Origin of the sequence: Afipia sp. P52-10 (genome assembly GCF_000516555.1) — a bacterium.
Taxonomy (GTDB): Bacteria; Pseudomonadota; Alphaproteobacteria; order Rhizobiales; family Xanthobacteraceae; genus P52-10.
In genome coordinates, this window is sequence record NZ_AZSJ01000003.1 from 2,496,266 (window position 1) to 2,520,588 (window position 24,323).

Annotated in this window: 19 protein-coding genes; 14 read left to right on the forward strand and 5 right to left on the reverse strand. The window is 65.3% G+C overall.

The annotated features are described in order from the left end of the window. The first annotated feature begins 337 nt into the window (after positions 1–337). The 5 genes from X566_RS13095 (at position 338) to X566_RS13115 (ending at position 7,194) form a co-directional block, all read left to right on the forward strand. Entirely contained in the window at positions 338–1,393 is a 1,056-nt protein-coding gene (locus tag X566_RS13095) for an ABC transporter ATP-binding protein (RefSeq protein ID WP_034466880.1), read from the forward strand. A gap of 20 nt (positions 1,394–1,413) precedes the next feature. After that, the gene (locus X566_RS13100; protein ID WP_034466883.1) at positions 1,414–2,745 is read left to right on the forward strand and encodes an ABC transporter substrate-binding protein; all 1,332 of its coding nucleotides are present in this window, start codon (positions 1,414–1,416) and stop codon (positions 2,743–2,745) included. Positions 2,746–2,809: 64 nt separating this feature from the next. Continuing rightward, positions 2,810–3,766: a carbohydrate ABC transporter permease gene (locus X566_RS13105; protein WP_034466887.1), complete on the forward strand. Its 957-nt coding sequence runs from the start codon at positions 2,810–2,812 to the stop codon at positions 3,764–3,766. Then, positions 3,759–4,676 (forward strand): carbohydrate ABC transporter permease, encoded by a 918-nt coding sequence (locus tag X566_RS13110; protein WP_034466890.1) that lies wholly within the window; start codon positions 3,759–3,761, stop codon positions 4,674–4,676. Before X566_RS13105 ends, X566_RS13110 begins: the two co-directional genes overlap by 8 nt. Positions 4,677–4,863: 187 nt before the next feature. Then, positions 4,864–7,194 carry a xanthine dehydrogenase family protein molybdopterin-binding subunit gene (locus X566_RS13115; RefSeq protein WP_034466893.1) on the forward strand — a complete coding sequence of 777 codons (2,331 nt, stop codon included), beginning with the start codon at positions 4,864–4,866 and terminating at the stop codon, positions 7,192–7,194. Positions 7,195–7,292: 98 nt separating this feature from the next. On the opposite strand, the gene X566_RS13120 is transcribed toward X566_RS13115, so the two are convergent. Beyond that, positions 7,293–7,685: a DoxX family protein gene (locus X566_RS13120; RefSeq protein ID WP_051444067.1), complete on the reverse strand. Its 393-nt coding sequence runs from the start codon at positions 7,683–7,685 to the stop codon at positions 7,293–7,295. Between the two features lie 195 nt (positions 7,686–7,880). On the opposite strand from X566_RS13120, the gene X566_RS13125 reads away from it, so the two are divergent. From X566_RS13125 to X566_RS13140, 4 genes are all read left to right on the forward strand, one after another. Beyond that, a complete protein-coding gene (locus X566_RS13125; protein WP_034466895.1) occupies positions 7,881–8,534 on the forward strand; it encodes an alpha/beta family hydrolase in 654 nt (217 codons plus the stop codon). A 278-nt stretch (positions 8,535–8,812) separates the two neighbouring features. Beyond that, on the forward strand, positions 8,813–10,057 hold the full coding sequence (locus tag X566_RS13130) for an adenylate/guanylate cyclase domain-containing protein (RefSeq protein WP_081740243.1): 1,245 nt from the start codon (positions 8,813–8,815) through the stop codon (positions 10,055–10,057). 50 nt (positions 10,058–10,107) lie between these two features. Then, positions 10,108–11,355, forward strand: a complete 1,248-nt coding sequence (locus X566_RS13135; protein WP_051444069.1) for an efflux RND transporter periplasmic adaptor subunit — start codon at positions 10,108–10,110, stop codon at positions 11,353–11,355. Further along, on the forward strand, positions 11,352–14,510 hold the full coding sequence (locus tag X566_RS13140; RefSeq protein WP_034466898.1) for an efflux RND transporter permease subunit: 3,159 nt from the start codon (positions 11,352–11,354) through the stop codon (positions 14,508–14,510). The genes X566_RS13135 and X566_RS13140 overlap by 4 nt, the downstream gene beginning before the upstream one ends. A gap of 37 nt (positions 14,511–14,547) precedes the next feature. On the opposite strand, the gene X566_RS13145 is transcribed toward X566_RS13140, so the two are convergent. Then, on the reverse strand, positions 14,548–14,790 hold the full coding sequence (locus tag X566_RS13145; protein ID WP_034466902.1) for a hypothetical protein: 243 nt from the start codon (positions 14,788–14,790) through the stop codon (positions 14,548–14,550). Positions 14,791–14,913: 123 nt separating this feature from the next. Between X566_RS13145 and X566_RS13150 the strand changes: the two genes are divergently transcribed. After that, entirely contained in the window at positions 14,914–15,897 is a 984-nt protein-coding gene (locus X566_RS13150) for a tripartite tricarboxylate transporter substrate binding protein (protein WP_034466905.1), read from the forward strand. A gap of 349 nt (positions 15,898–16,246) precedes the next feature. Continuing rightward, a complete protein-coding gene (locus X566_RS13155; RefSeq protein ID WP_244434740.1) occupies positions 16,247–17,686 on the forward strand; it encodes an outer membrane protein in 1,440 nt (479 codons plus the stop codon). A gap of 88 nt (positions 17,687–17,774) precedes the next feature. On the opposite strand, the gene X566_RS13160 is transcribed toward X566_RS13155, so the two are convergent. Continuing rightward, entirely contained in the window at positions 17,775–19,352 is a 1,578-nt protein-coding gene (locus X566_RS13160) for an ABC transporter substrate-binding protein (protein WP_160170469.1), read from the reverse strand. A 10-nt stretch (positions 19,353–19,362) separates the two neighbouring features. Here X566_RS13160 and X566_RS24710 point away from each other — a divergent pair, with 10 nt between their 5' ends. Continuing rightward, positions 19,363–19,566 (forward strand): hypothetical protein, encoded by a 204-nt coding sequence (locus X566_RS24710; protein WP_152539866.1) that lies wholly within the window; start codon positions 19,363–19,365, stop codon positions 19,564–19,566. 439 nt (positions 19,567–20,005) lie between these two features. After that, entirely contained in the window at positions 20,006–21,013 is a 1,008-nt protein-coding gene (locus X566_RS13165) for an LLM class flavin-dependent oxidoreductase (RefSeq protein ID WP_034466909.1), read from the forward strand. Between the two features lie 246 nt (positions 21,014–21,259). On the opposite strand, the gene X566_RS13170 is transcribed toward X566_RS13165, so the two are convergent. After that, on the reverse strand, positions 21,260–21,730 hold the full coding sequence (locus X566_RS13170; protein ID WP_152539867.1) for a DUF983 domain-containing protein: 471 nt from the start codon (positions 21,728–21,730) through the stop codon (positions 21,260–21,262). Between the two features lie 48 nt (positions 21,731–21,778). Between X566_RS13170 and X566_RS13175 the strand changes: the two genes are divergently transcribed. Continuing rightward, entirely contained in the window at positions 21,779–23,155 is a 1,377-nt protein-coding gene (locus X566_RS13175; protein WP_034466913.1) for a PLP-dependent aminotransferase family protein, read from the forward strand. A gap of 121 nt (positions 23,156–23,276) precedes the next feature. On the opposite strand, the gene X566_RS13180 is transcribed toward X566_RS13175, so the two are convergent. Continuing rightward, a complete protein-coding gene (locus X566_RS13180) occupies positions 23,277–24,026 on the reverse strand; it encodes a F0F1 ATP synthase subunit A (protein WP_034466915.1) in 750 nt (249 codons plus the stop codon). Positions 24,027–24,323: the final 297 nt, after the last annotated feature.

Genomic DNA, 24,323 nt, shown 5'->3' on the forward strand with positions numbered 1-24,323 from the left:
ATTGCTGATGCACGATGTTGCTGCGGCGCGATAGGCGCGCTGCATTGCACGAGATGTTGATCGGCCTCGCGCGCATCCGCGTCGCGAGCGAGATCTTAGACGAAAGTCGGCACCGCGATCGCGGTGCCGACGTTTCGAACGCGTGGCGAGATCGGATTCAGCGGCAAACCGACACAGCGATAAATTTCAGTTGCGCATGCCGCGGAAGAAGCGAAAGCTAGCGGCGGCTGCCGGCCTTCGCACCTAGACGGCAACGCAGGTGCGATCAATTCGCGAGCGATAACGCGAAAGCAAATCCAACAACACAACAACAGAAGCCTGTGTGTGGGAGGAGCAATTGGCGAGTGTCGACATTTGCGACGTAACCAAGGCATTCGGCAGCGTTCAGGTTTTGCATGGCGTGAATGTCACCATCGCGGACGGCGAGTTCGTCGTGCTGGTCGGGCCCTCCGGCTGCGGGAAATCCACGCTGCTGCGCATGATCGCCGGCCTGGAGAACATCACCTCGGGTGAGATCCGCATCGGTCCGCGTGTCGTCAACAATGTCGCGCCGAAGGAGCGGGACATCGCCATGGTGTTCCAGAACTATGCGCTGTATCCGCACATGACCGTGTTCGACAACATGGCATTCTCGCTGACGCTGGCGCGGACACCGGCCGCGACGATCCGCGCCGAGGTCAACCGCGCGGCGGCGATTCTCGGGCTCGGCCATCTGCTCGATCGCTATCCCCGACAGTTGTCGGGCGGCCAGCGCCAGCGCGTGGCGATGGGCCGGGCGATCGTCCGCAATCCGCAGGTGTTCCTGTTCGACGAGCCGCTGTCCAACCTCGACGCCAAGCTGCGGGTGCAGATGCGGGCGGAGATCAAGGATCTGCATCAGCGGCTGAAGGTGACCACGGTCTACGTCACGCACGATCAGATCGAGGCAATGACGATGGCCGACAAGATCGTTGCGATGAGCGACGGCAATGTCGAGCAGATCGGTTCGCCGCTGGAACTGTACGATCGCCCCGCCAACCTGTTCGTCGCGAGCTTCATCGGCTCGCCGGCGATGAACCTGCTGAAGGGCGAGATCGCTGACGACGGCTTCCGAACCGAAGGCGGCGCGCTGCTGCCGTTGCCGCGAGCGTTGCAGCAGCGTCCGGCGGTTTACGGCATCCGTCCGGAATACATCCGCTTGCGTCCGGACGATGGCATTCCCGCCAAGGTGCATCTGGTCGAGCCGACCGGTTCGGAAACTCAGGTCTCGGTCCGCATCGGCGAGACGCCGCTGGTCTGCACCTTCCGCGAACGGGTCAATGCGCGGCCGGGCGACGTCATCCGCATCGCGCCGGAGCCGACGCTGGCGCATGTGTTCGATGTGGCGAGCGGCAATCGCATGTCGATCAACTAGGCCATACGAGGGAGGACGTCATGCAGGATCACATCAGCCGCCGCGGCGCACTGGGCCTCGGCCTGTCCGCTGCGGCATTGCTCGCGACCAGGGCTTCGGCGCAATCGACGATCAAGGCGGCGGACGTGCCGGCGCCGGATTTCAAGATCGAAAGCGGGGCCGGGCTGCGGATGCTGCGGCCGGTCCGCTTCGTGCAGCCCGACGAGGATGTGTTCCGCGCCAACGCCAAGCGCTTCACCGACAAGACCGGCGTCGAGGTCAAGGTGGATTTCGTCGGCTGGGAGGACATCAACCAGCAGACCGCGGTCACCGCCAACAGCGGCGCCGGGCCGGATATCATCATCGGCTTCTCGGATGCGCCGCACATCTACATGGACAAGCTGATCGAACTGACCGACGTCGCCGATTACGTCGGCAAGCGCTATGGCGGCTGGCTTACCATGGCGCAGCGCTATGGCAAGCGGCACGGGAGCAATGCCTGGATCGGCCTGCCGTTCGGTGCGAGCGCAGGCCCGCTGATCTATCGCAAGTCGCTGGTGAAGGCTGCGGGTTATGACAAGGTGCCGGAGGATCACGCCGGCTTCCTCGACCTGTGCAAGAAGCTGAAGGCGGCGGGCAAGCCGGCCGGCTTCGCGCTCGGTAACGCGGTCGGTGACGGCAACGGTTTCGCCAACTGGCTGTTATGGTCGCACAACGCGGCGCTCTTGAACGAGCAGGGCGAGGTGATCATCAACAGCAAGGAGACGATCAACGCGCTGCGCTACCTGAAGGAGCTGTACCCGACCTTCATCGCCGGCACGACCTCGTGGAACGACGTCAGCAACAACCGCGCTTATTCGTCCGGCGAGATCGGCATGACCGCGAACGGCGTCTCGCTCTACTTCTCGATGAAGAACGATCCGGCCACCGCGCCGGTCGCTGAGGATTCCGAGCACCAGTTGCTGCCGAAGGGGCTCGCCGACAGTTCGCCGATGGCCGGGCTCACCCTCAACGCCATGGTGTTCAAGCACAGCAAGTTCCCGAACGCGGCCAAGGCGTTCCTCATGTTCATGCTGGAGCGCGAGCAGTACGAGCCGTGGTTGAATGCCAACAGCGGATACTGGTCGCAGCCGCTCGCGGCCTATGCGGATGCGGCGGTGTGGTCCGGCGATCCGAAGGTCCAGCTGTTCAAGGACGTGATGAATAGCAAGTTCTACACCGGCTATCGCGGGCCGATCTCGCAGGCGAGCGGCGCGGTCAATGCCGACTACGTGCTGGTGCAGATGTGCGCGTCGGTCGCGACCGATGCCGCGACACCGGAAGCGGCCGCGGCGGAAGCCGAGCGGCGGGCCAAACGCTACTACCGCCGCTGAAGCGGTTCGCGACGGAGCGGCCGCGCCGGGATGAGGCCAGGATGATGGATGCCAGGATGATGCCATGGCTCTGACCACCGCAATCGAACAGAGACAGGTTCGCGTGCGGTCAAATCCGCTGGCGCGGCTGTTCGACTACAAGCCCTTCCTGATCGTCCTATGCCTCACGCCGGCGATCGGCCTGTTGACCGTGTTCCTGTCCTACCCGCTGGGGCTCGGCATATGGCTCGCCTTCACCGACACGACGATCGGCCGCAGCGGCGTGTTCGTCGGGCTGGAGAATTTTCAATATCTGCTGAGCGATCCGCTCTGGTGGAATGCGGTGTTCTACAGCATCCTCTATACGGGCGTCGCGACGGTCGGCAAGTTCGCCCTCGGCTTCTGGCTGGCGCTGCTGCTGAACAACTACCTGCCGTTCAAGAGCTTGATCCGCGCCATCGTGCTGCTGCCGTGGATCGTGCCGACCGTGCTGTCGGCGATCGCGTTCTGGTGGATCTACGATCCGCAATTCTCGATCATCTCCTACCTGCTGGTGGATGTGCTCGGCGTTCGCGAGACCAATATCGATTTCCTCGGCAATCCATGGTCGGCGCGGTTTTCGCTGATCGCCGCCAACATCTGGCGCGGCATCCCGTTCGTTGCGATCTCGCTGCTGGCGGGCCTGCAGACGATCTCGCCGTCGCTGTATGAGGCGGCGATGCTGGACGGCGCGACGCCCTGGCAGCGCTTTCGCTACATCACCCTGCCGATGATGATGCCGATCCTCGCCATCGTCATGACGTTCTCGATCATCTTCACCTTCTCTGACTTCCAGCTCGTCTATGCCATCACCCGCGGCGGGCCGGTGAATTCGACGCACCTGCTGGCGACGCTGGCGTTCCAGCGCGGCATCGCCAGCGGCGAGCTGGCGGAAGGCGCGGCGATCGCCGTGTCGATGATCCCGTTCCTGGTGTTCGCGACCTTGTTCAGCTACTTCGGCCTCGGCCGCCGCAAATGGCAGCGCGGAGCCGACAATGAGTGATACCGAAACCCTCGGCGGCAAGCCCGCCGCAGCGCCCGCCAGCACCGCGGCCGCGCCGCCGGAGCTGATGTCCTGGGATTCGCGCAGCCGCCGGATGGTGACGATCTACCTGCCGCTCGCCTGCTTCATCGTCATCCTGCTGTTCCCGTTCTACTGGATGACGCTGACCGCGCTGAAGCCGAACGCCGAGCTGCTCGACTACAAGACGCACAATCCGTTCTGGGTCACCTCGCCGACGCTCGCGCACATCAAGCATCTGTTGTTCAACACCGCCTATCCGCACTGGCTCTGGACGACGATGATCGTCGCGATCAGCGCGACGGTCCTGTCGCTGGTGGCGAGCACGCTGGCGGCCTATGCGATCGAGCGGCTGCGCTTCAAGGGCAGTCCCTATGTCGGGCTCGGCATCTATCTCGCCTATCTGGTGCCGCAGTCGATCCTGTTCATTCCGCTCGCGACCGTGGTCGTCCAGTTCGGGCTGTTCGACAGTCCGCTGGCGCTGATCCTGGTGTTTCCGACCTTCCTGATTCCGTTCTGTACCTGGCTGTTGATCGGCTACTTCAAGTCGATCCCCTACGAACTCGAGGAGTGCGCACTGGTCGATGGCGCGACGCGGCTGCAGATCCTGCGACGGATCACGCTGCCGCTCGCCGTGCCGGGGTTGATCTCCGCAGGCATTTTCAGCTTCACGCTGTCCTGGAACGAGTTCATCTATTCGCTGGCCTTCATCCAGAGCAGCGCCAACAAGACCGTTCCGGTCGCGATCCTCACTGAGCTCGTCTCCGGTGACGTCTATCAGTGGGGCGCCTTGATGGCGGGTTCGCTGTTGGGCTCGCTGCCGGTGGCGCTGTTCTACTCGTTGTTCGTCGATTACTACGTCTCCTCGCTCACCGGCGCGGTGAAGGAGTAAAACGTCCACGCTCCGCTGAAGCCATGTCCCTCCCGAAGATGTGAGGTTTGCACGCGGCCGTTCTGCAGGTCCGCGTTCGCGCTGGTCTGCCTTGCGCTGCCTCGACGGGATTTGACGAAGGCTGGTCCGTTTGCGAGGAACGGGACCAGCGATTGTACTGTCAGGAAATGCGGCTTCGGGGACGAGAATGGATACATTGCCGGACACCATGCGGTTTGGGGCGCGCCAGTCGGTGACGCGCGTTGAGGATCACCGTTTCATCACCGGCCGGGGCCGCTATGTGGACGATCAGGCCGCCGACGGTGCGCTCTGGCTCGCGGTGTTTCGTTCGCCGCACGCCCATGCGCGGATCGTCGCTGTGGATACGGCGGCGGCTGCGGCGATGCCGGGCGTGGTCGCGGTGTACACCGGCGCCGATCTCGTCGCCGCCGACGTCGGCGCGATCCCGACGCCGCTGATGTTCCAGCGTCCCGGCGGCGCGCCGATGACGGTGCCGCCGCGAAGGTTGCTGGCGCATGAGATCGTGCGTTTCGTCGGCGAGGGCGTGGCGGCGGTGGTTGCGACCACGCGCGAGACGGCACAGGCCGCCTGCGAAGCGATCGAGGCCGACTTCGCGGCGTTGCCCGCGGTGGTTGATCCGACCGCGGCGAGCCTGCCCGATGCGGTGCAGGTCTGGCCGGAGGCTGGCGGCAATGTGGTCGCGGCCATGAGCTACGGCGATGCCGCCGCGGTGGATGCCGCCTTCGCCAAGGCCGCGCATGTGGTGACGCTCGATGTCGTCAGCCAGCGTCTCGTGCCGGCGGCGATGGAGCCGCGTTCGACCATGGCCGAGGTCGATCCGAAGAGCGGGCGGCTGACGCTGCATGTGCAGTCGCAGACGCCGGCGACGACCCGCGACGTGCTGGCCGAAGCGATCCTCAGGCGACCGAAGGACAGCGTGCGGGTGCTGGTGCGCGATATCGGCGGCGGCTTCGGCCAGAAGACCGGCGTGTATCCGGAAGACGGTCTCGTCGCTTATGCTGCGGTCAAGCTCGGCCGCAAGGTGCGCTGGCGCGCCGATCGCGCCGACGAATTCCTCGGCGGCACCCATGGCCGCGACCTGACCTCGACCGCTGCGCTTGCGCTCGACGCGCGCGGCCGCATCCAGGCGTTCCGAGTCACCTCGCTCGGCAACACTGGAGCTTATCTCACCAGCGCGGGCGCGCTGATCCCGCTGGTGCTCGGCCCGTTCGTCGCCACCGGCACCTACGACATTCCGCTGCTGCACCTCGACATCAAGGCGGTGATGACCAACACCGCGCCGCTCGGCGCCTATCGTGGCGCGGGACGGCCGGAGGCGGTCTATGTGATCGAGCGATTGATGGACGCGGCTGCGCGCCAGCTCAAGATCGATCCATGCAAGCTGCGCAAGATCAACTTCATCAAGCCCGCGCAGATGCCCTATACCAACGGCACCGGGCAGGTCTATGACAGCGGCATGTTCGCCCACATGCTCGACCGCGCGGTCGAGAGAGCCGACTGGGACGGCTTTGCCGCGCGCAAGAAGGCCGCCAAGGCAAAGGGCCTGCTCTATGGTCGCGGCGTTGCGAGCTACATTGAGTGGACCGGCGCCCGCGCACATAAGGAGCGCGTGAGCCTGCACGCGACCGCGGACGGACGCATCGTGCTGCACTCCGCCACTCAGGCGATGGGACAGGGGCTGGAGACGAGCTACGCGCAGATCGTCGCGCAGGCGCTCGGCGTGCCGATGGATGTGATCGATGTGATCCAGGGCGATACCGATCTCGTGCAGGGGGTCGGCAGCGTCGGCTCGCGCTCGCTGTTCATCGGCGGCACCGCGGTCGCGGTCGCAACCGTCGATCTGATCCGCAAGGCGCGTGACAAGGCGTCCGAGCTGCTCGAAACTTCGGTCGCCGACATCGAGTATGACGCCGGTTGGCTGTCGGTGGCCGGCACCGACCGCCGCGTCGGCTTGTTCGAGATCGCAAGCCGCGAGCAGCAGGCGATCCTGAAGGTGGACAGCCAGGGCGAGGTGGATGCGCCGAGCTGGCCGAACGGCGCGCATATCTGCGAGGTGGAGATCGACCCGCAGACCGGCCGCGTGGCGGTTGCGCGCTACACCACCGTCGACGATGTCGGCGTGCCGATGAATCCGATGCTGGTGTTCGGGCAGATCCATGGCGGCGTGGCGCAGGGCATCGGCCAGGCGCTGTTCGAGGGCGGCGTCTACAACGAGGACGGGCAGCTTCTGACCGCGAGCTTCCAGGACTACGGCATGCCGCGCGCCGACGATCTGCCGGCGATCGATACGACGCTCGACGACTCCGCCCCGTGCCGCACCAATCCATTGGGCGCGAAGGGATGCGGCGAGTCGGGCGCGATCGGCGCGCCGCCCTGCGTGGTCAATGGCGTGATGGATGCGCTGGCGTCGGTCGGCGTGCAGAACCTGCACGCGCCGCTGACGCCGGCGAAGATCTGGCAGGCGATCCGCGATGCGCAAGCGGCCGCCGCGGCCTGAAAGAGCAGCGCATGAGAGCCTTGTGAGTGAACCCGTTGATGCCCGTGCTTGTCACGGGCATCAACGTCGCCGCTTGGCGGCTTCGCGCTCAATCAGCCTCAGCGAAGCGGCAGCAGCGCACGGACGCGGGGGTCGCGCAGATAAAGCCCGCCCCAGGCCATCAGGCCGAGCAAAAGGCAGATCACCTGCGGCGGCGAGGCAAACTCCCCAAGCCGGACATGGGTGCAGATCGCGCCGCCGAGAAAGCCGGTGACGACAATGGCGCCGAGCATCGCCGTCTGCGGAATTGCGTAGAGCAGGGCGCATACCAGCATGATCGCGCCGAGCACAGGCGCCAACTCGATCGGAAAGCCCGAGGCATCCATCGCCGGACGCAGCAGGTTGGGTGCGAAAAGCTGCACGCCCGCATCGGCAAGCAGGATAAGCACGACGAGCGCGCTCATCAGATGGCCGATCCGGGCCAGGGCGGGCGTGCGGGTGAGGTCGGTCATTGCGATTGGTCCTCAGGGGCATGATTGTGTTTCAGGTCGGGCGGCGGCCGGTCGGGGTGTGGACGATGGCTGCCGATCTACGAACGCTCTGTGTCTTGTGTCACAGATCGCATTGGCGGCATCGGCGCGCCGATGCGAGGCACGGCGCGTTGTGCTATCTGTCGCGCGTGGATCGAGTTTTCGGAACGCGTGAGGATGGTGCCGGGATTTCTGTTCGATGGGCCGGAGCAGGCCGAGGTCACCATCCTGCTGGCGCACGGCGCCGGAGCGCCGATGGATTCGCCGGCGATGACCGCGTGTGCTCGGGCGCTGGCCGCGGCAGGTTTTCGTGTGGTCCGCTTCGAATTCGCCTACATGGCGAGCCGCCGCACGGCTTCGGGCCGCAAGCCGCCGCCACGCGCCGAGACGCTCAAGGAAGAATACCTGGCAGCCGTCGCTGCGCTCGATGCGCATGGACCGCTGGTGATCGGCGGTAAATCGATGGGTGGACGCGTCGCCAGCATGATCGCCGATACGCTGCACGCCGAGGGGCGGCTCGCCGGGCTGCTGTGTCTTGGTTATCCGTTCCATCCGGTCGGCAAGCCAGACCAGTTGCGCACGGCGCATCTTGCGACGTTGCGAACGCCGGCACTGATCGCGCAGGGAACGCGCGATCCGTTCGGCAGCCGCGAGGAGGTTGCGACCTACCACCTCGCCCAGACGATCGAGATTCTCTGGCTCGAGGATGGCGATCACGACCTCAAGCCGCGCAAACGGGTTTCGGGATTCTCGGCCGCAGACCATCTGCGGACGCTTGGTGTGGCCGTATCGGAATGGGTGCGCGGGATCGTCGGAGTGTCAAAAGCGTGAAGCTCGTCGCTGAATTGTGATCGCGGACGGCGCGCGATTTGATTTGAATGCCGCCTTTCCGCGCGGCCCGCATTCTTTTTTCGGTTAATCCCTGGCGCTTCGGCCAGCGCGCACATAGCTCAGCGGGCCGCGGCGTTGGCCGCTCCTGCCGACAGTCTTGCCTGCCGCATGAAACCCGTCATGAATCTTATGGCTGTTGACCAACGTGCCGTTGGACTAAAGTCGAACGGTCATCCGGAAGGCTATCCGATCGCTGGCTCGCATCCGTGGAGTTGTCCGTGAGCGTCAAGTCGTCGTCGATCGCTGAAATCGGACAATGGGTCGTTGCGCGCGGGCTGGCTGGCGCATCGGAGGCGGACCTCCTTGACAGCTTCTGCGCCCGCTGTCGCGAGGCGGGGCTGCGCCTGTCGCACGGGCTCGTCATCATCGACACGCTGCACCCGACCTATGAAGGCCGCGCCTTCTGGTGGGACCTGACGCAGACCAACGAAAACCGCATGATCGAATACGGGCCGACCAATACCGGCGAGGCGGCCGAGAAATGGCGGCGCAGCTCATTCTATCATCTGTTGCAGTCCGGCGAACCGGACATGCGGATTCGCATCGGCCAGGACCTCACCGCTGATTTTCTCAATCTCGACCGGCTGCGCAGCGAGGGGCACACGGATTACATCGCCTTCGTCCATCGCTTCGACCGTGACGGCTCGATCGGGGAAATGGATGCGGTCTACTCGCATTGGACCACCACGCATGACGACGGCTTTGCCGACGATGAGCTGGAAGCCTTGCGGACGCTGGTGCCGAGCCTTTCGCTGGCGGCCAAGTGCATGTCGCTGGTGCGTGTCGCCGGAACGCTGGTCGAGGTCTATCTCGGCCGCGACACCGGCCGGCGTGTGCTGGCGGGACAGATCTCGCGCGGCGTCGCCGAGCGGATCCATGCCGTGCTGTGGTATTCCGACCTGCGCGATTTCACCGCGATCTCCGAGACGATCCCGCCGGAGGAGATCATGCCGATGCTCAACGCCTATGCGGAAGCGGTCATCTCGTCGATCCAGTCGGAAGGCGGCGAAGTGCTGAAGCTGACGGGCGACGGCGTGCTGGCGATCTTCAATGCGGAGATCGGCACCCAGGCTGGCCACGCCGCGCTGCGCGCCGAGCGTGCGATGCGGCTGAAGGTCGAGGCGCTCAACCAGCAGCGCGCAGCGGACGGCAGGCCGGTGACGGAGGTCTATCTCGGCCTGCATGTCGGCGACGTGTTCTACGGTAACATCGGCAGCGGCGACCGGCTCGACTTCACGGTGATCGGGCCTGCAGTGAACGAGGTCTGCCGCATCGCGACGATGTGCCGTTCGGCAGGCCGGTTGATGCTGGCCTCCACCGATTTCATCCGGGCGGCGACGCGGGCGGAGCGGCAGCGGCTCGTTTCGGTGGGGCGGTTCGCTTTGCGCGGGGTCGAGCGGCCGCGCGAGCTGTTCACGCTCGACCGCTACCATGACGGCGACCCGGCCGGGCACGCCAACTGACGGATTTTATGGCAGGATCGATCCCGCCGAGACGATGTGATGAGGGGCTCATGATGATGCATGCGCATTCTTTCCAGGCCGGCACACCGGCGCTCCGTTCCCTCGGCTTCGTGCTGGCGGCGCTGTCGCTTGCAGCCTGCGACGGCACCAAGCAGCAGACCGCGCAGAGCCCGCCCGTGGTCACCGTCGCCGCACCCACGCAGCGCGTCGTCACCGATTGGGACGAGTTCGTCGGCCGCTTCGAGGCTACCCAGCAGGTGCAGGTCCGCGCGCGCGTCGGCGGTTTCGTCAAGAGCATCGACTTCAAGGACGGCGCGATGGTCAAGACCGGCGATCTGCTCTACGTGATCGATCCGCGCCCCTATGAGGCGGTGCAGCTGCAGGCGCGGGGTCAGCTCGCCGACGCCAAGGCCCGGCAGACCCTCGCCGAGCGCGAACTCGCCCGCGCCACCGAACTGAGCAAGACCCAGGCGGTGTCGGAAAGCGTCGTCGACCAGCGGCGCCAGCAGCTGCAGGCGGCGCAGGCCGCGGTGCTGCAGGCCGAAGGCGTGCTCGAGCGCGCCTCGCTCGACGTCGAATTCACCCGCGTCACCGCGCCGATCGATGGTCGCATCAGCCGCCATCTGGTCGCGCTCGGCAACCTGGTGCAGGGCGGCGACAGCGGCTCGACCGTGCTGACCTCGATCGTATCGATGGACCCGATCCACATCTACTTCGATATGGATGAAGCGACCTACCTGAAGAACAACCGGCTCTGGTTCGAAGGCAAGCGGCCAAGCTCGCGCGACACGCCGAATCCGGTGCAGATCACCCTGTCCGGCGAGAGCAAGCCGTCGCGCGAAGGCAAGATGGACTTCCTCGACAACCGGCTCGACATCGCCACCGGAACGCTGCGCGGCCGCGCGATCGTGCCGAACACCGATCTATCGATCCTGCCCGGCCAGTTCGCCCGCGTGCGGGTGCTCGGCAGCGCGCCGTATCAGGCGCTGCTGCTGCCGGATACGGCGATCACCAACGATCAGTCGCGCAAGGTGGTGTTCGTCGTCAACAAGGACGACGTGGTGGAGATGCGGCCCGTCGTGCTTGGTCCGCTGGATGACGGCCTGCGGGTGGTGCGCGAAGGCATCAACGCCGACGACCGGGTGATCGTCGATGGCCTGCAGCGCGCGCGGATCGGCGCCAAGGTGACGCCGCAGACCACCAAGGCGCCGCCGCCCCCGGCCGCGCCGGCCGCAGAATCCGCGAAGGAGTCCGTCAAGGAACCGGTGGTGCAGCCGGCGAAGGGCGACAGGTCATGAACATCGGCCATCTCTCGATCCGCCAGCCGGTGCTGGCGATGGTGCTGTCGATCGTGCTGCTGATCGTCGGCGGCATCGCCTACTGGACGCTGCCGGTCGCCGAATATCCGCAGGTCGCTTCGCCGACCGTGGTCGTCACCACGCAGTATCCCGGCGCGTCGGCGCAGACCGTGGCCGATACGGTGGCGACGCCGATCGAGCAGGAGATCAACGGCGTCGAGGACATGCTGTACATGTACAGCCAGGCGACGTCCGACGGCCGCCTGACGATCACCGTCACATTCAAACTCGGCACCGACCTCGACAAGGCGCAGGTGCTGGTGCAGAACCGCGTCGCGATCGCCGAGCCGCGGCTGCCGGAGGAGGTGCGGCGCAGCGGCGTGGTCACGCGCAAGAACAGCCCGGACCTGCTGCTGGTGGTGTTCATGCTGTCGCCGGACAACACCTACGATCAGCTCTACATCTCCAACTACGCATTGCGGCAGGTGCGCGACCAACTGCTGCGCCTCGATGGCGTCGGCGACATCCAGATCTTCGGCGCGCGCGATTACTCGATGCGGCTGTGGCTGGACCCGGACAAGATTTCCGCGCTCGGCATGACCGCGACTGACGTGCTGGCGGCGGTGCGGTCGCAGAATCTGCAGATCGCCGGCGGCCAGATCGGCGAGGCGCCGATCTCCGATCGCGCCTTCCAGCTCAACCTGACCTTCACCGGTCGCCTCAGCAGCGTGCAGCAGTTCGAAGACATCATCATCAAGGCCGGAGAGGACGGCCGCACCGTGCGGCTGCGCGATGTGGCCCGCGTCGAGCTCGGCGCATTGTCGTATTCATCGAACTCGTTCCTGCTGCAAAAACCGTCGGTGGCGCTCGCGGTCTCGCAGCGGCCAGGCTCGAACGCGCTCGGCACTGCCAAGCTGATCGCCGATGCGATGGAGAAGCTGAAGCAGGACTTCCCGCGCGGCCTCGAATACAACATCGGCTACAACCCGACCGAGTTCATTGCCCGTTCGGTGAGTGAGCTGATCAAGACGATCTACGAGGCGATGCTGCTGGTCGTCATCGTCGTGCTGGTGTTCCTGCAAGGCTGGCGGGCGGCGGTGATCCCGATCCTGGCGATTCCGGTCTCGCTGGTTGGCACCTTCGCGGTGATGGCGGCGCTCGGCTACTCGATCAACAACCTCACCCTGTTCGGGCTGGTGCTGGCGGTCGGCATCGTCGTCGACGATGCGATCGTCGTGGTGGAGAATGTCGAGCGCCATCTCGCCAACGGCAAGTCGCCGCGCGAGGCTGCGTTCGCGACCATGAGCGAGGTCGGCGGCGCGCTGGTGTCGATCGCACTGGTGCTGGCCGCGGTGTTCGTGCCGACGGCGTTCCTGGAAGGAATCACCGGCGAGTTCTTCCGGCAGTTTGCGATCACCATCGCGGTCGCCACCGCGATCTCCTGCTTCTGTTCGCTGACGCTGTCGCCGGCATTGTCGTCGCTGCTGCTGCGGCCGCACGCGGCGCATGACGGCCCGTCGCGCAATCCGCTGCTGCGCGCCTGGAACGCCTTCGCCGGCGCCTTCAACCGCGGCTTCGACCGGCTGTCGCGCGGTTACGGGCGGGCGGCCGGCTTCGCCGTGCATCATTCGGCATTGATGCTCGCGCTCTATGCGCTGCTGATCGGCGGCGCCGCCTGGCTGCTGGTGATCACGCCGAAGGGCTTCATCCCGGCGCAGGATCGCGGCTACGTCGTCGTCGCCGTGCAGTTGCCGGGGGCGGCGTCGCTGCAGCGGACCACGGACATCGTCCGCCAGGTCGAGCAGATCGCGTTGAACACGCCGGGTGTCGTGCGCGTGCCGGCCTTCGCCGGCTTCTCCGGCGCGACACGGACACTCGCCAGCAATGCGGCGGCGCTGTTTCCGGTGTTCGACGAGCCGGAGGAGCGCGCGAAGAAGGGACTGACCACGGCGGCGATCACCGCCGAGTTGCGCAAGCGGCTCGCAGTGATCGAAGGCGCGATCATCATCGTCATCCCGCCGCCGGCGATTCCCGGCATCGGCACCGGCGGCGGCTTCGCCATGCGGGTGCAGGACCGGCAGGGGCGGGGACCGGAGCTGTTGGCATCGGCCACCGACGAACTCGTCAACGCGGCGCGGCGCGACCCGCGGCTGACGGCAGTGTTCTCGCCGTTCGGCGCCAACACGCCGCAAATCCATGTGGAGGTGGACCGCACCCGCGCGCAGATGCTCGGCGTGCCGATCCAGAATGTCACCGACACGATCGAGACCTATTTCGGCTCAGCCTATGTCAACGACTTCAACATCCTCGGCCGCACCTACCGCGTCACCGCCCAGGCGGACCTGCCGTTCCGCAAGGAGACCAGCGACCTCGCGCGGCTGCGGACCAAGAATGCCAATGGCGACATGGTGCTGCTCGGCAGCCTGGTCGACTTCCGCAACACGGCGGGGCCGGACCGGGTGCCGCGCTACAACCTATATCCGGCGGCGGAGATTCAGGGCGACACCGTGCCGGGCACGAGTTCGACCACCGCGCTCACGATCATGCAGCAGCTCGCCGACCAGGTGCTGCCGAGCGGCATCGCGTTCGAATGGACCGACCTGTCGCTGCAGGAATCCACCAGCGGCAATGCCGGCCTCTACATCTTCCCGATCTGCGTGCTGTTCGTCTTCCTCGTCTTGGCGGCGCAGTATGGAAGCTGGAGCCTGCCGTTCGCGGTGATCCTGATCGTGCCGATGTGCATCCTCGCCGGCATCGTCGGGGTCCGCATCATGGGGCAGGACGTCAACCTGCTGACGCAGATCGGCTTCGTCGTGCTGGTGGGCCTCGCGGCCAAGAACGCGATCCTGATCGTCGAGTTCGCGCGCGACATCGAGCTGGAAGGCAAGTCGCCGGTGGATGCGGTGGTGGAGGCCTGTCACCTGCGGTTGCGGCCGATCCTGATGACGTCGTTCGCCTTCATTCTCGGCGTGCTGCCGCTGGTGATCTCGACCGGCGCCGGTTCGGAGATGCGTCAGGCGGTCGGCGTCGCGGTGTTCTTCGGCATGATCGGCGTGACGCTGTTCGGGCTGATGTTCACGCCGGTGTTCTACGTGCTGATCCGCCGCCTGAGCGGGCGCAAGCTGGCGATGCAGGACGCGGCCGAGCCAACGTGACAGGAGCACGCCTGGGCAGGCCGCGCCCGCGCTTCGCCTAATGCGGGTGGAAGCCCTTCACATGGATGGTGGAGATCGCATTCGCAGTTGCGAAATCGCGTGCGCATTGCAACGCGCTCTGCTGATCGTCGAAGGTGGACGGTTTGAGGAAGCGGGCGTCGGGACGGCCCGCGCCCGCGGTGCCGCTCACCTCGAACAGGCCCGCAGTCAGCTTGACGACGAGCACATGATTCAGGCTGGGCACGGCCTCGGTCGGCCGGAGTTCGCGAACATTTGCCATGGCGACATTCCGGGAGCATGATCGGCACCAATACGTGTCTTAGAACGCGTTCGCGTCCATCGTAGTTCCGTTTCCGGCTTCCAACGATCGTTGTCTTCATTCCTCGATTCCGCAGGAGGACAGATGACCACCCGACGCAGCTTCACGAAGGCCCTGGCACTCACTTCCTTGCTGTCATCTCCGATGACGCGCGTGTTCGCGCAGACGCAGTATCCGAACAAGGCGATCCAGATGGTGGTCGGTTTTCCGGTCGGGCAGTCGTCGGATATCGGGGCGCGGGTGATCGCCAAGGCGATGGCGGACGAGTTGAAGCAGACGATCTTCGTCGATAACAAGCCTGGCGCGGCCACCATCATCGCCCACCAGTTTCTCAAGACGGCACCGGCTGACGGCTACACCATCGCCTTCAGTTCGACCGCGCCGCTGGCGATCAATCCGACGCTCTACAAGAACCTGCCTTACGACCCGCAGCGGGACTTCGATCCGATTATCCTGATCAACTTCAGTCCGATGTTCCTGGTGACGTCGGCGGACATGCCGGTGCATACCCTGAAGGAGATGCTGGCCTATGTGAAGGCGAACAAGGAGACGGTGAATTACGGCTCCGGCGGCAGCGGCCTGACCAATCACATCACCATGGAGCTTCTGAAGAAGCAGGCGGGCATCGACATGCTGCATGTGCCCTACAAGGGGGCGCCGCCGATGCTGTCGGACCTGATGGGCGGCCGGGTGCAGTTCGCGTTCGAGGTGGTGTCGGCGGTGATGCCGATGGTCCAGGCCGGCAAGATCAGGGTGCTGGGCGTCGCCAGTATGGAGCGTACAGCCGCCGCGCCCGACGTGCCGACGCTGCACGAGCAGGGGCTGACCGGATTTGAGTCCGGCACCTGGGGCGTGCTGCTGGCGCCGAAGGGGACCCCGGCGCCGATCATCGACAAGCTCAACGCGACCGCCAACAAGGCTCTGCGGACGCCGGAAGCGATGGAGTACTACGCGCGCAACGGCGCGACGCCGCGGGGCGGCTCCGCCAAGGACTGCGCCGACTTCATGAAGGCCGAACGTGAGAAATGGGCGCCGGTGATCATCGCCTCGGGCGCGCAGGTCGACTGAGTCGCGCCGGCGGGCCGCCCCGTTGGCGGATGGCGTTCGCGACCGATCGCTGAACTGCGCCGGTTCCCGTTAACGATCTGGTCATCCCCGCTGGAATCGACATCACCCCGTGCGGGTGGATTTCGAACAACCCATTGAATGGATGGAATAAAATTCCTTTTGAAGGATGCAGGCGCCGAGTTCCATGGTCCGTGTCGTCCATGCAACATGACGCAACAAAGCAACGGTAGGCCACCGATGCTGGGTGTTCGATTCACCCATCTTCATGCACAGTCGTTCCGCATGTCGCTGCGTCGGCATGTCGCGTGCCTTGGGGGACGCGGGTTGATCTGAATCCAGTGAGGGCGACGTGCGCAAACATTCAATCCGAGGCCTGGGCCTCCTTCCGGTTCTGACGGGCGCCGTTCTGATCTCCGCACCGGCGCTTGGCGCCGACCTTGCGGCACGGCCCTACACCAAGGCGCCGCCGATGATGGTGCAGGCCTACAACTGGACCGGCTTCTATCTCGGTGTGAACGCCGGCGTCGGCCTTGGCCGCAGCCCGGCGCAGCTCGCGACCACCGCGGGCACCTTCGAGACCACTCGCCTGTCGCCGTTCGGCGCGATCGGCGGTGCGCAGGTCGGCTACAACTGGCAGACCAGCAACTTCATGGGCTTCGGCAACGTCGTGTTCGGCATCGAGGCCGATATCCAGGCCGCCGGCCTGAAGGACGACCGCACCTGCATCCTGCTCTGCGTCGCGGGCGGCCCGTCGGCCACGATCGAGAACAAGATCGACTGGTTCGGCACTGTGCGCGGCCGCGTCGGTCTCGCCACCGGCTCGGTGCTCACCTACTTCACCGGCGGTCTCGCCTACGGTTCGGTCAAGACCAACATCACCGAAACGGTCGCCGGCACCGCTACCGGGATCGGCATGAGCGGCACCCGCACCGGCTGGACCATCGGCAGCGGCGTCGAGGCGGCGCTCGGCGGCAACTGGACCGGCAAGATCGAATACCTGTATGTCGACCTCGGCAAGCAGGACGCCACCTATGTCCTGACCGGCGTTGGCCACGCCTACACCTCGGATATCCGCCAGCACATCTTCCGCGCCGGCGTGAACTATCGCTTCGGCGGCGGGCTGAACGCGCCGGAGCCGGTGGCGAACTGGAACGGCCTCTATCTCGGCGCCAACATCGGTTCGGCGACCGCGCGCAACGAGAGCTCGCTGCAGGCCGGCCTCGTCACCGAACGTTTCAACCTGAGCCCGGATGGCTACATCGGCGGCTTGCAGATGGGCTACAACTGGCAGGCGGCGAACTGGGTCTGGGGTCTTGAGACCGACATCCAGGGGTCGACCCAGCGTGAGAACCGCGGCTGCCTGCTCAGCTGCTCGCCGGCGGCATTCGCGCTGATGAACCAGCAGATGCAGTGGTTCGGCACCGTGCGCGGCCGCGTCGGCTACGCCGTCGGCCAGTCGCTGTTCTACGCCACCGGCGGTTTCGCCTATGGCGACGTGAAGACCGGCATCAGCGAGGGGCTGGGCGGCGTGCCGTTCAACATCGAGTTCTCGAAGGTCCGCACCGGCTACGCGGTCGGCGGCGGCATTGAGACGCCGTTCGACATCTTCGGCCTGTTCGGTAAGAACTGGACCTCGAAGACTGAGTATCTGTATGTCGATCTCGGCAAGAGCTCGAACAGCTACGCCTTCAACGGCGTGGCCCATACCTTCGAGACCAAGGTGCAGGAGCACATCTTCCGCACCGGCCTGAACTATCACTTCAACACGCCGATCTCGGCGCGCTACTGAGCGCTGCCCGACCGGTCCTTGTGATCGAGACGCGAAAGGCCCCGGCTTCGGATCGAAGCCGGGGCCTTCTGCTTTTCGGCAGGCCTGCTCAGAACGCGTAGTCGAGGCCCTTGTAGAACGTGTTCTGATAGAGCATGTGCGGCCGCACGCCCTTCAGCTTGCGGTTGCTGGTCGTATACATCGCCACGTTCATCACCGGCATCCAGAGATGCTGCTCGGTGACGCGCTTCTGCACCAGGCCGTAGTACTTCGCCCGGTCGGCATCGGTGAGCGAGGCGCGGCCGAGCTTCAGCCATTCGTCGGTCTGCGCGTCCTTCCAGTTCATTCGGTTCGGCGCCGGTATGTTGGCGGAATCGAAATAGAAGTTGAGCAGGTCGCCCGCGGACATGTACGGGAACGTCACGGTCCAGAGCTCGTAGTCCTGTTCGGCCATCTTGGCGGGTGCGATGGTCGAGTCATAGCCGATGATGTTCCAGTCGACGCCGATCTTGCGCATGTAGCCCTGGATCGCTTCGGACACGCGGGGGAAATACGAGACCTGCGTGAACAGCACCTTCGGCGCGAGCCGCACGCCGTCCTTTTCGCGGAAGCCGTCGGCGCCGGGCTTCCAGCCGGCTTCATCGAGCAGCTTTTTCGCCCGCTCGATGTCCTCTTTGATGATACCCTTGGTGGCTGGGTCGAAGTCGAGCGTCTCCGGTTCGATGAAGGTGTAGGCCGGTGTCGCATTGCCGAGCATGATGCCCTTGACGATCTCGGCGCGGTTGATGGCGATGTTCATCGCCTCGCGCACCCGTGGGTCGGAGACCATCGGTCGCGAGGTCTTGTAGCCGTAATACATCAGCTGGAAGTTCGGCTTCGCCTCCTGCACCTGCAGCATCGGTGCGTTCTTCACCTGCTGGATGAATTGCAGCGGGATCTGGTGGGTGATGTCGAACTGGCCGCCCATCATCGCCGCGACTCGCGCCGAATCCTCCGGCACGATCTTGATCACCAGCCGCTCGAACTTCACCGGACCCTTGTTCTGATACATCGACGGGCCCCACTTGTAGGCGTCGTGGCGCTTCAGCACGATCTCGGTGCGCGGCTGCCAGGATTCGAAGCACCAGGGGCCGGTGCCGTCGATGCCCTGCACGCCGTAATCCTTGCCGAGCTTCTCCACGCTGTCCTTGTTGTGGATCGCCATCGTGAAGCTGACGAGATTCATCAACAGGTCGGCGTAAGGCTCATTCAACTCGTATTCGAGCGTGTAGGGATCCGGCGCCCGCAAGTCCTTGACGTTGCCGGCGCGCCATTTCAGCGGTGCCTTGGTCTCCGGATCGAGCAGGCGGCGGATGCTGTAGATCACGTCGTCGGCAGTGAATTTTTTGCCGCTGCAGAACTGCACGTCGTCGCGCAGCTTGAAGGTGTAGGTCTTGCCGTCTTCGCTGATGGTCCATGACTTGGCGAGATAGGGCAGGACGGTTTTGCCGTCCCAGTCGAGGGCGACCAGGGTGTCCTGGAACATGTTGACGATGTCCGACGATGGCGACCACGTCGTGCGCTGGCCGTCATAATGCGGCGCGTCGAGCGACTTCATCATCCGCAGCGTCTGCGCCTGCGCGTTCGATGCGACGCCTGCCATCGCCATTGCCGCCAGTGCGGTCGCGGCCAGAACCAACCTGCGCATGATCGTCTCCATGGTTGTTGTGGATGAGGTGATGCCGGGGCCTGCTCCGCCGCGGCAGAGCGGCAGGATCGTCGTCGCGGTGCAGGGGATCGCCAAATGGTCGCTAAGCGATCGCCGCCGGACGGCGTGTCGTGCGGCGGGCGCGTCGTTGCGCCGGCGAGGCGCCAAGCACGGCTCGGCGGGGTCGTCATCAGGCAAGGTCGGTCGGGACTGACCCCGGCGAGGGTCGAAGGATGGCAGTCCAGGCGATGGCCCGCGGCTCCGCGGACGACGGATCGGCCCATGCGTCGCTCCGGAAATGTCCGATCGACGTGCTGCGTCCCGCAGCGCGAGTTTCCACCCTGCGGACCGCTATCCGGCACGAGCCGTGCGGTCTCTCGTTGTCGAGCAGCCTTTTTCTTCTGGCGTAGCGCCACCGAAGGAAGAACGCTTCTCCGTCCCGGCGCCGGCTTAAAAAAGCTTGCAGCTTTGCCGGAGAGCGTCAAGGCGAGGTGCGGTCCGGCACGGCGCGCAATGCTGCGTCAAATTCTCGCAAATATTGCTTCGCAGCACTTTTTCGATCGGCACTTTTCTGGCACCACTAGCATCAAGAGCTGCCGCCATGACCGCGACGGTCAAGGGTGAGAGAACAGCCGTACAAGGACTGAACAAGAATGAAGATTGGCGTTTTTCTGTTTCCCGAGGCGCGTAATCCTGCTCAGGACGGTCAGATCATCAACGAGACGATCCAGGAAGCCCATCTCGCCGAGAAGCTCGGTGCGGATGCAGTGTTCCTCGCCGAGCATCACTTCGACGGCAACTGCGTCTATGTCGATCCGCCGACATTCGCCGCGTCGCTCGCGGCTTCCACCAGCCGCATCAAGATCGGCTTCGCGGTGCTGCAGACCTCGCTCTATCATCCGCTGCGGCTCGCCGAGCAGCTTTCGCTGCTCGACCATCTGAGCAAGGGACGGCTGATCGTCGGGCTGGGCCGCGGCAGCCTCGTCAACACCCACGAATATTCCGGCTACGAGATCGATCCGGACAGCGCGCAGGAGCGTTTCGAGGAGATCGAGAAGATCCTTTTGAAGTGCTGGACCAACGAGCGCGTGGTGCATGCCGGCAAGTATTGGAATTTCGAGATCGGCATGCTGCGGCCGCGGCCGTTCAGCGCGCCGCATCCGACCATCCTGCGGTCGACCGCGTCCGACGACTCGCTGGTGGCGCAGGCGCGCCAGGGGCGGCCGGTGATCATGGCGTCACCGACGGCCAGCCGTGCGGCCAAGGCGCTCGAACTCTATCGCAAGACCATGCGCGAAGCCGGCTTCGACGAGAAGGCGGTCGAGAATGCGGTGTCACAATGCTGGGCTGCGCGCACGGTGATCATCGCGCCGACCGACAAGGAGGCGAACGAGATCGGCATGCCGTACTTCAAGCAGATGCAGGAGTATCGCGCCGCGCAGAGCACCGCCTTCCAGGCCAAGGTCGCGCAAGCCAATGCGCGGATGGCGCCGCAGATCCTGTGCGGCTCGACCGACAGCATGATGGAGGAGTTCACCGACCTGCAGAAGACCGGCATCGGCGGCGTGATCGTGCGCTTCCGCACCGGGCCGATGCCGGCGGAATTCGCCAACCGCGGCATGCAGCTGTTCATGAAGGACATCGCGCCGGCGATACACTAAGCCTGGTCCGGAACGCGGGCGCTGCGCGTGCAGCCGCGCAGACGAATGACGTAAACGACAATGACGTAAACGATAATGGCCGTCGCATGATGCGGCGGCCAATTTCATTTCGACGACCTGGATGCCCGGCTCAAAGGCCGGCATGACGCCTGAAATGAGAGCTGACGCCCAGCTCCTTTCGAGGAGGTTCCTTTCGAGGAGGCTCCTTTTTGAGGGAGAGCCTCTGACGCGCATGGGTTTGCAGCGTTACGCGGCGCGCGATGCGCTGGGGACGTCGGTAGCGGACGCAGCCAGGCGGTCCTGACGCGCGGCCTCGAACCCGTGCATGCCGAGCTGCCACTGCAGCCCGACCACCGCGCCCTTGACCGGCTGCAAGAGCACCAGCGACGAGACCAGCGTCAGCGGCAGCCAGATCGCGAAATGCAGCCAGTAGGGCGGGGCATAGGCGGTCTCCACCGACAGCACGATCGGCACGATCACATGGCCGACGATGACGATCACCAGATAGGCCGGCAGGTCGTCGGCGCGATGATGATGCAGCTCCTCGCCGCAGACGTCGCAACGATCGGCGACCTTCAGGAAGCGGCCGAACAGGCGGCCCTTGCCGCAGTGCGGGCACTTGCCGAGAAAGCCGCGCAGCATGGCCTGGGTCAGGGTGACGGTGTCAGCGGGGATCATGGAAAGCCTCCTGGCGAGCCTCTCGTTTGCTTGATCCATACAATAGGTATAGAAACGCAGACATTCAAAACAAATCGGCCTCATTGCATGGATTGGCTCCCTACAATCTCCGAGCGGTCGGGCCCGCTGTACCTGCGGATCGTCGAGGCGCTGGCGGCGGACATCGCCAGCGGCCGCCTGTCGCGCGGCCAGCAGCTTCCGACCCACCGCTCGCTCGCCAAGGCGCTGAATGTCGATCTGACCACGGTGACCCGGGCCTATGGCGAGGCGCGGCGGCGGGGGTTGTTGGATGCGCGGGTCGGCCAGGGGACCTTCGTGTCGGAGACGACGGTGCGCGCGGCGACCGATCTGCCGTATCAGGTGAAGATCGATCTTTCGATGAACGTGCCGCCGCATCCGGTGGAGGCCAACCTCGACGTGCGGATCGCGCAGGGGCTGGCGGCGATCCAGAGCGAGGCGAGCTTCACCGCTTTCCTCAACTACCAGCCGCCGGGCGGCAGCGATGAGCAGCGCGAGGCTGCCGCCGCATGGCTGCGCGCACGCGTGCCCGATGCGCGCGCCGAGCGCGTCGTCGTCTATCCCGGCAACCAGGCGATCCTGTTCAACGCGCTGCTGACGCTGACCTCGCCCGGCGACGTGGTGCTGACCGAGGAGATCACGTTTCCCGGCATCAGGGCGGCGGCTGCGAGACTTGGCGTGCGGCTGGTCGGCGTGGCGATGGACGAAGGCGGTATCCGCCCCGAGGCGTTGAAGCTCGCCTGCCGGATGCACCGGCCGAAGGCGGTGTATCTGGTGCCGACCCTGCACAACCCGACCACCGCGACGCTCGATCCGGTGCGCCGCAACGCGATCGCCGCCATCATCCGCAATGTCGATACGGTTTTGATCGAGGACGATGCCTATGGGCTTTTGGAGCCGTCCGCGTCACCGATCGCCAATCTGATTCCGGAGCGGACGTATCTCGCGGTCAGCCTGTCGAAGTGCATCGCGCCGGCGCTGCGGGTGTCCTATCTGCTGGCGCCGGATGCGGCCGCCGAGCAGGCGATGCGCAGCAGCCTGCAGGCGACGATGCAGATGCCGCCGCCGCTGATGGTGGCGCTTGCCACCCACTGGCTGCGGCACGGCATCGCCGATCAGATCGTCGCCGCGATCCGCAACGAGGCGGCCGGACGGCAGCAGCTCGCGAGCCGCATCCTGAAGGACCTGCCGTTCGCGGCGCGGCCCGGCGCGCATCACCTCTGGCTGCCGCTGCCGCGCCGCTGGAGCCGCTCGGATTTCATCGCCCATGTGCTGCGCGATGGTCTTGCGGTGGTGGGCGCCGACGCCTTCGCCGTCGGCGAGGCGGTGCCGCATGCGGTGCGGGTGTCGCTCGGCGCCGCGCGCAACCGCGCCGAGCTTTCGCAGGCGCTGCATCTGCTGGCGGCGGCGCTGAAGTCGCCGGCCGGAACCGTGCAGATCGTCTAAAGCATGATCCGGAAAAGTGTGGAGCGGTTTCCGAAGGGGCTTGTCCTTAGGCTCGACCCGAGGATCACGCTCGAACAATGAGCTAAAGCGCGAGGATGACTCATCCAAATCTCATCGCGCTTCAATGACCGGGGTGCAGCGCGTCGTTGAGATACATGCAGGTGAGCATCGTGAAGATGTAGGCCTGCAGCAACGCCATCAGCAGTTCGAGGGCGGTGAGGGCCAGCGTCATCGCGAACGGCATGATCGCGCCGATCATTCCGAGCGCGCCGAGGCCGCCGAGGCTCGTCACGAAGCCCGCGAACACCTTCAGCGTAATGTGCCCGGCCAGCATCACCGCGAACAAGCGCACCGAGTGGCTCACCGGTCGGGCGAGGTAGGAGATGACCTCGATCGGCACGATGAAGGGCGCGAGCGCAAGCGGCACGCCGCTCGGCATGAACAGGCGGAAGAAGCGCAGGCCATTGTGCGCTAGGCCATAGATGGTGACGGTCAGGAACACGATCATCGCCAGGGCGAAGGTCACGATCAGATGGCTTGTGACGGTGAAGCTGCCCGGCAGCATGCCGATCATGTTGGCGACCAGCACGAACAGGAACAGCGAGAACACCAGCGGGAAGAACCGCATCCCGTCCTTGCCGGTGTTGTCCTGCAACGTCTTCGCCACGAACTCGTGGAGCATCTCCGCGGCTGCCTGCCAGCGTCCGGGGACGAGTTGCCGGCTGCGCGTCGCCAGCGCAAAGAACAGGCCGATGCTCACCACGATCACGGCCATGTAGACGCTGGAATTGGTGATGTGGATGTCGTGGCCGGCGATCTCGGCGACGCGAAGCAGCGGCTTGATCTCGAACTGTTGGACCGGATCAGCCACCGCACACCTCGCAACAGACAACTGAGACGAATGTCGGACACGATATGCCGAGGCGCCGATGCGGCGCTGGACGGCGGGAGGCGTGGCAGGGACTCATGACATGTCTGCTCCATCATCTCGCATGAGAGAGATAACGGGGCCGTCCCCAACGACACGCTGACGCAGGTCGTCCTGCGCAGGCGTTTTTTAAGCGCCGCGGGCGGCGGATGCAAGCGCGCGGGCTGTTTACGGCCGCAGCGCATGCCCGCTGCGCAAAACCTGCAATGTCAGCAACTGGACCGATGCGACGAGACAAAA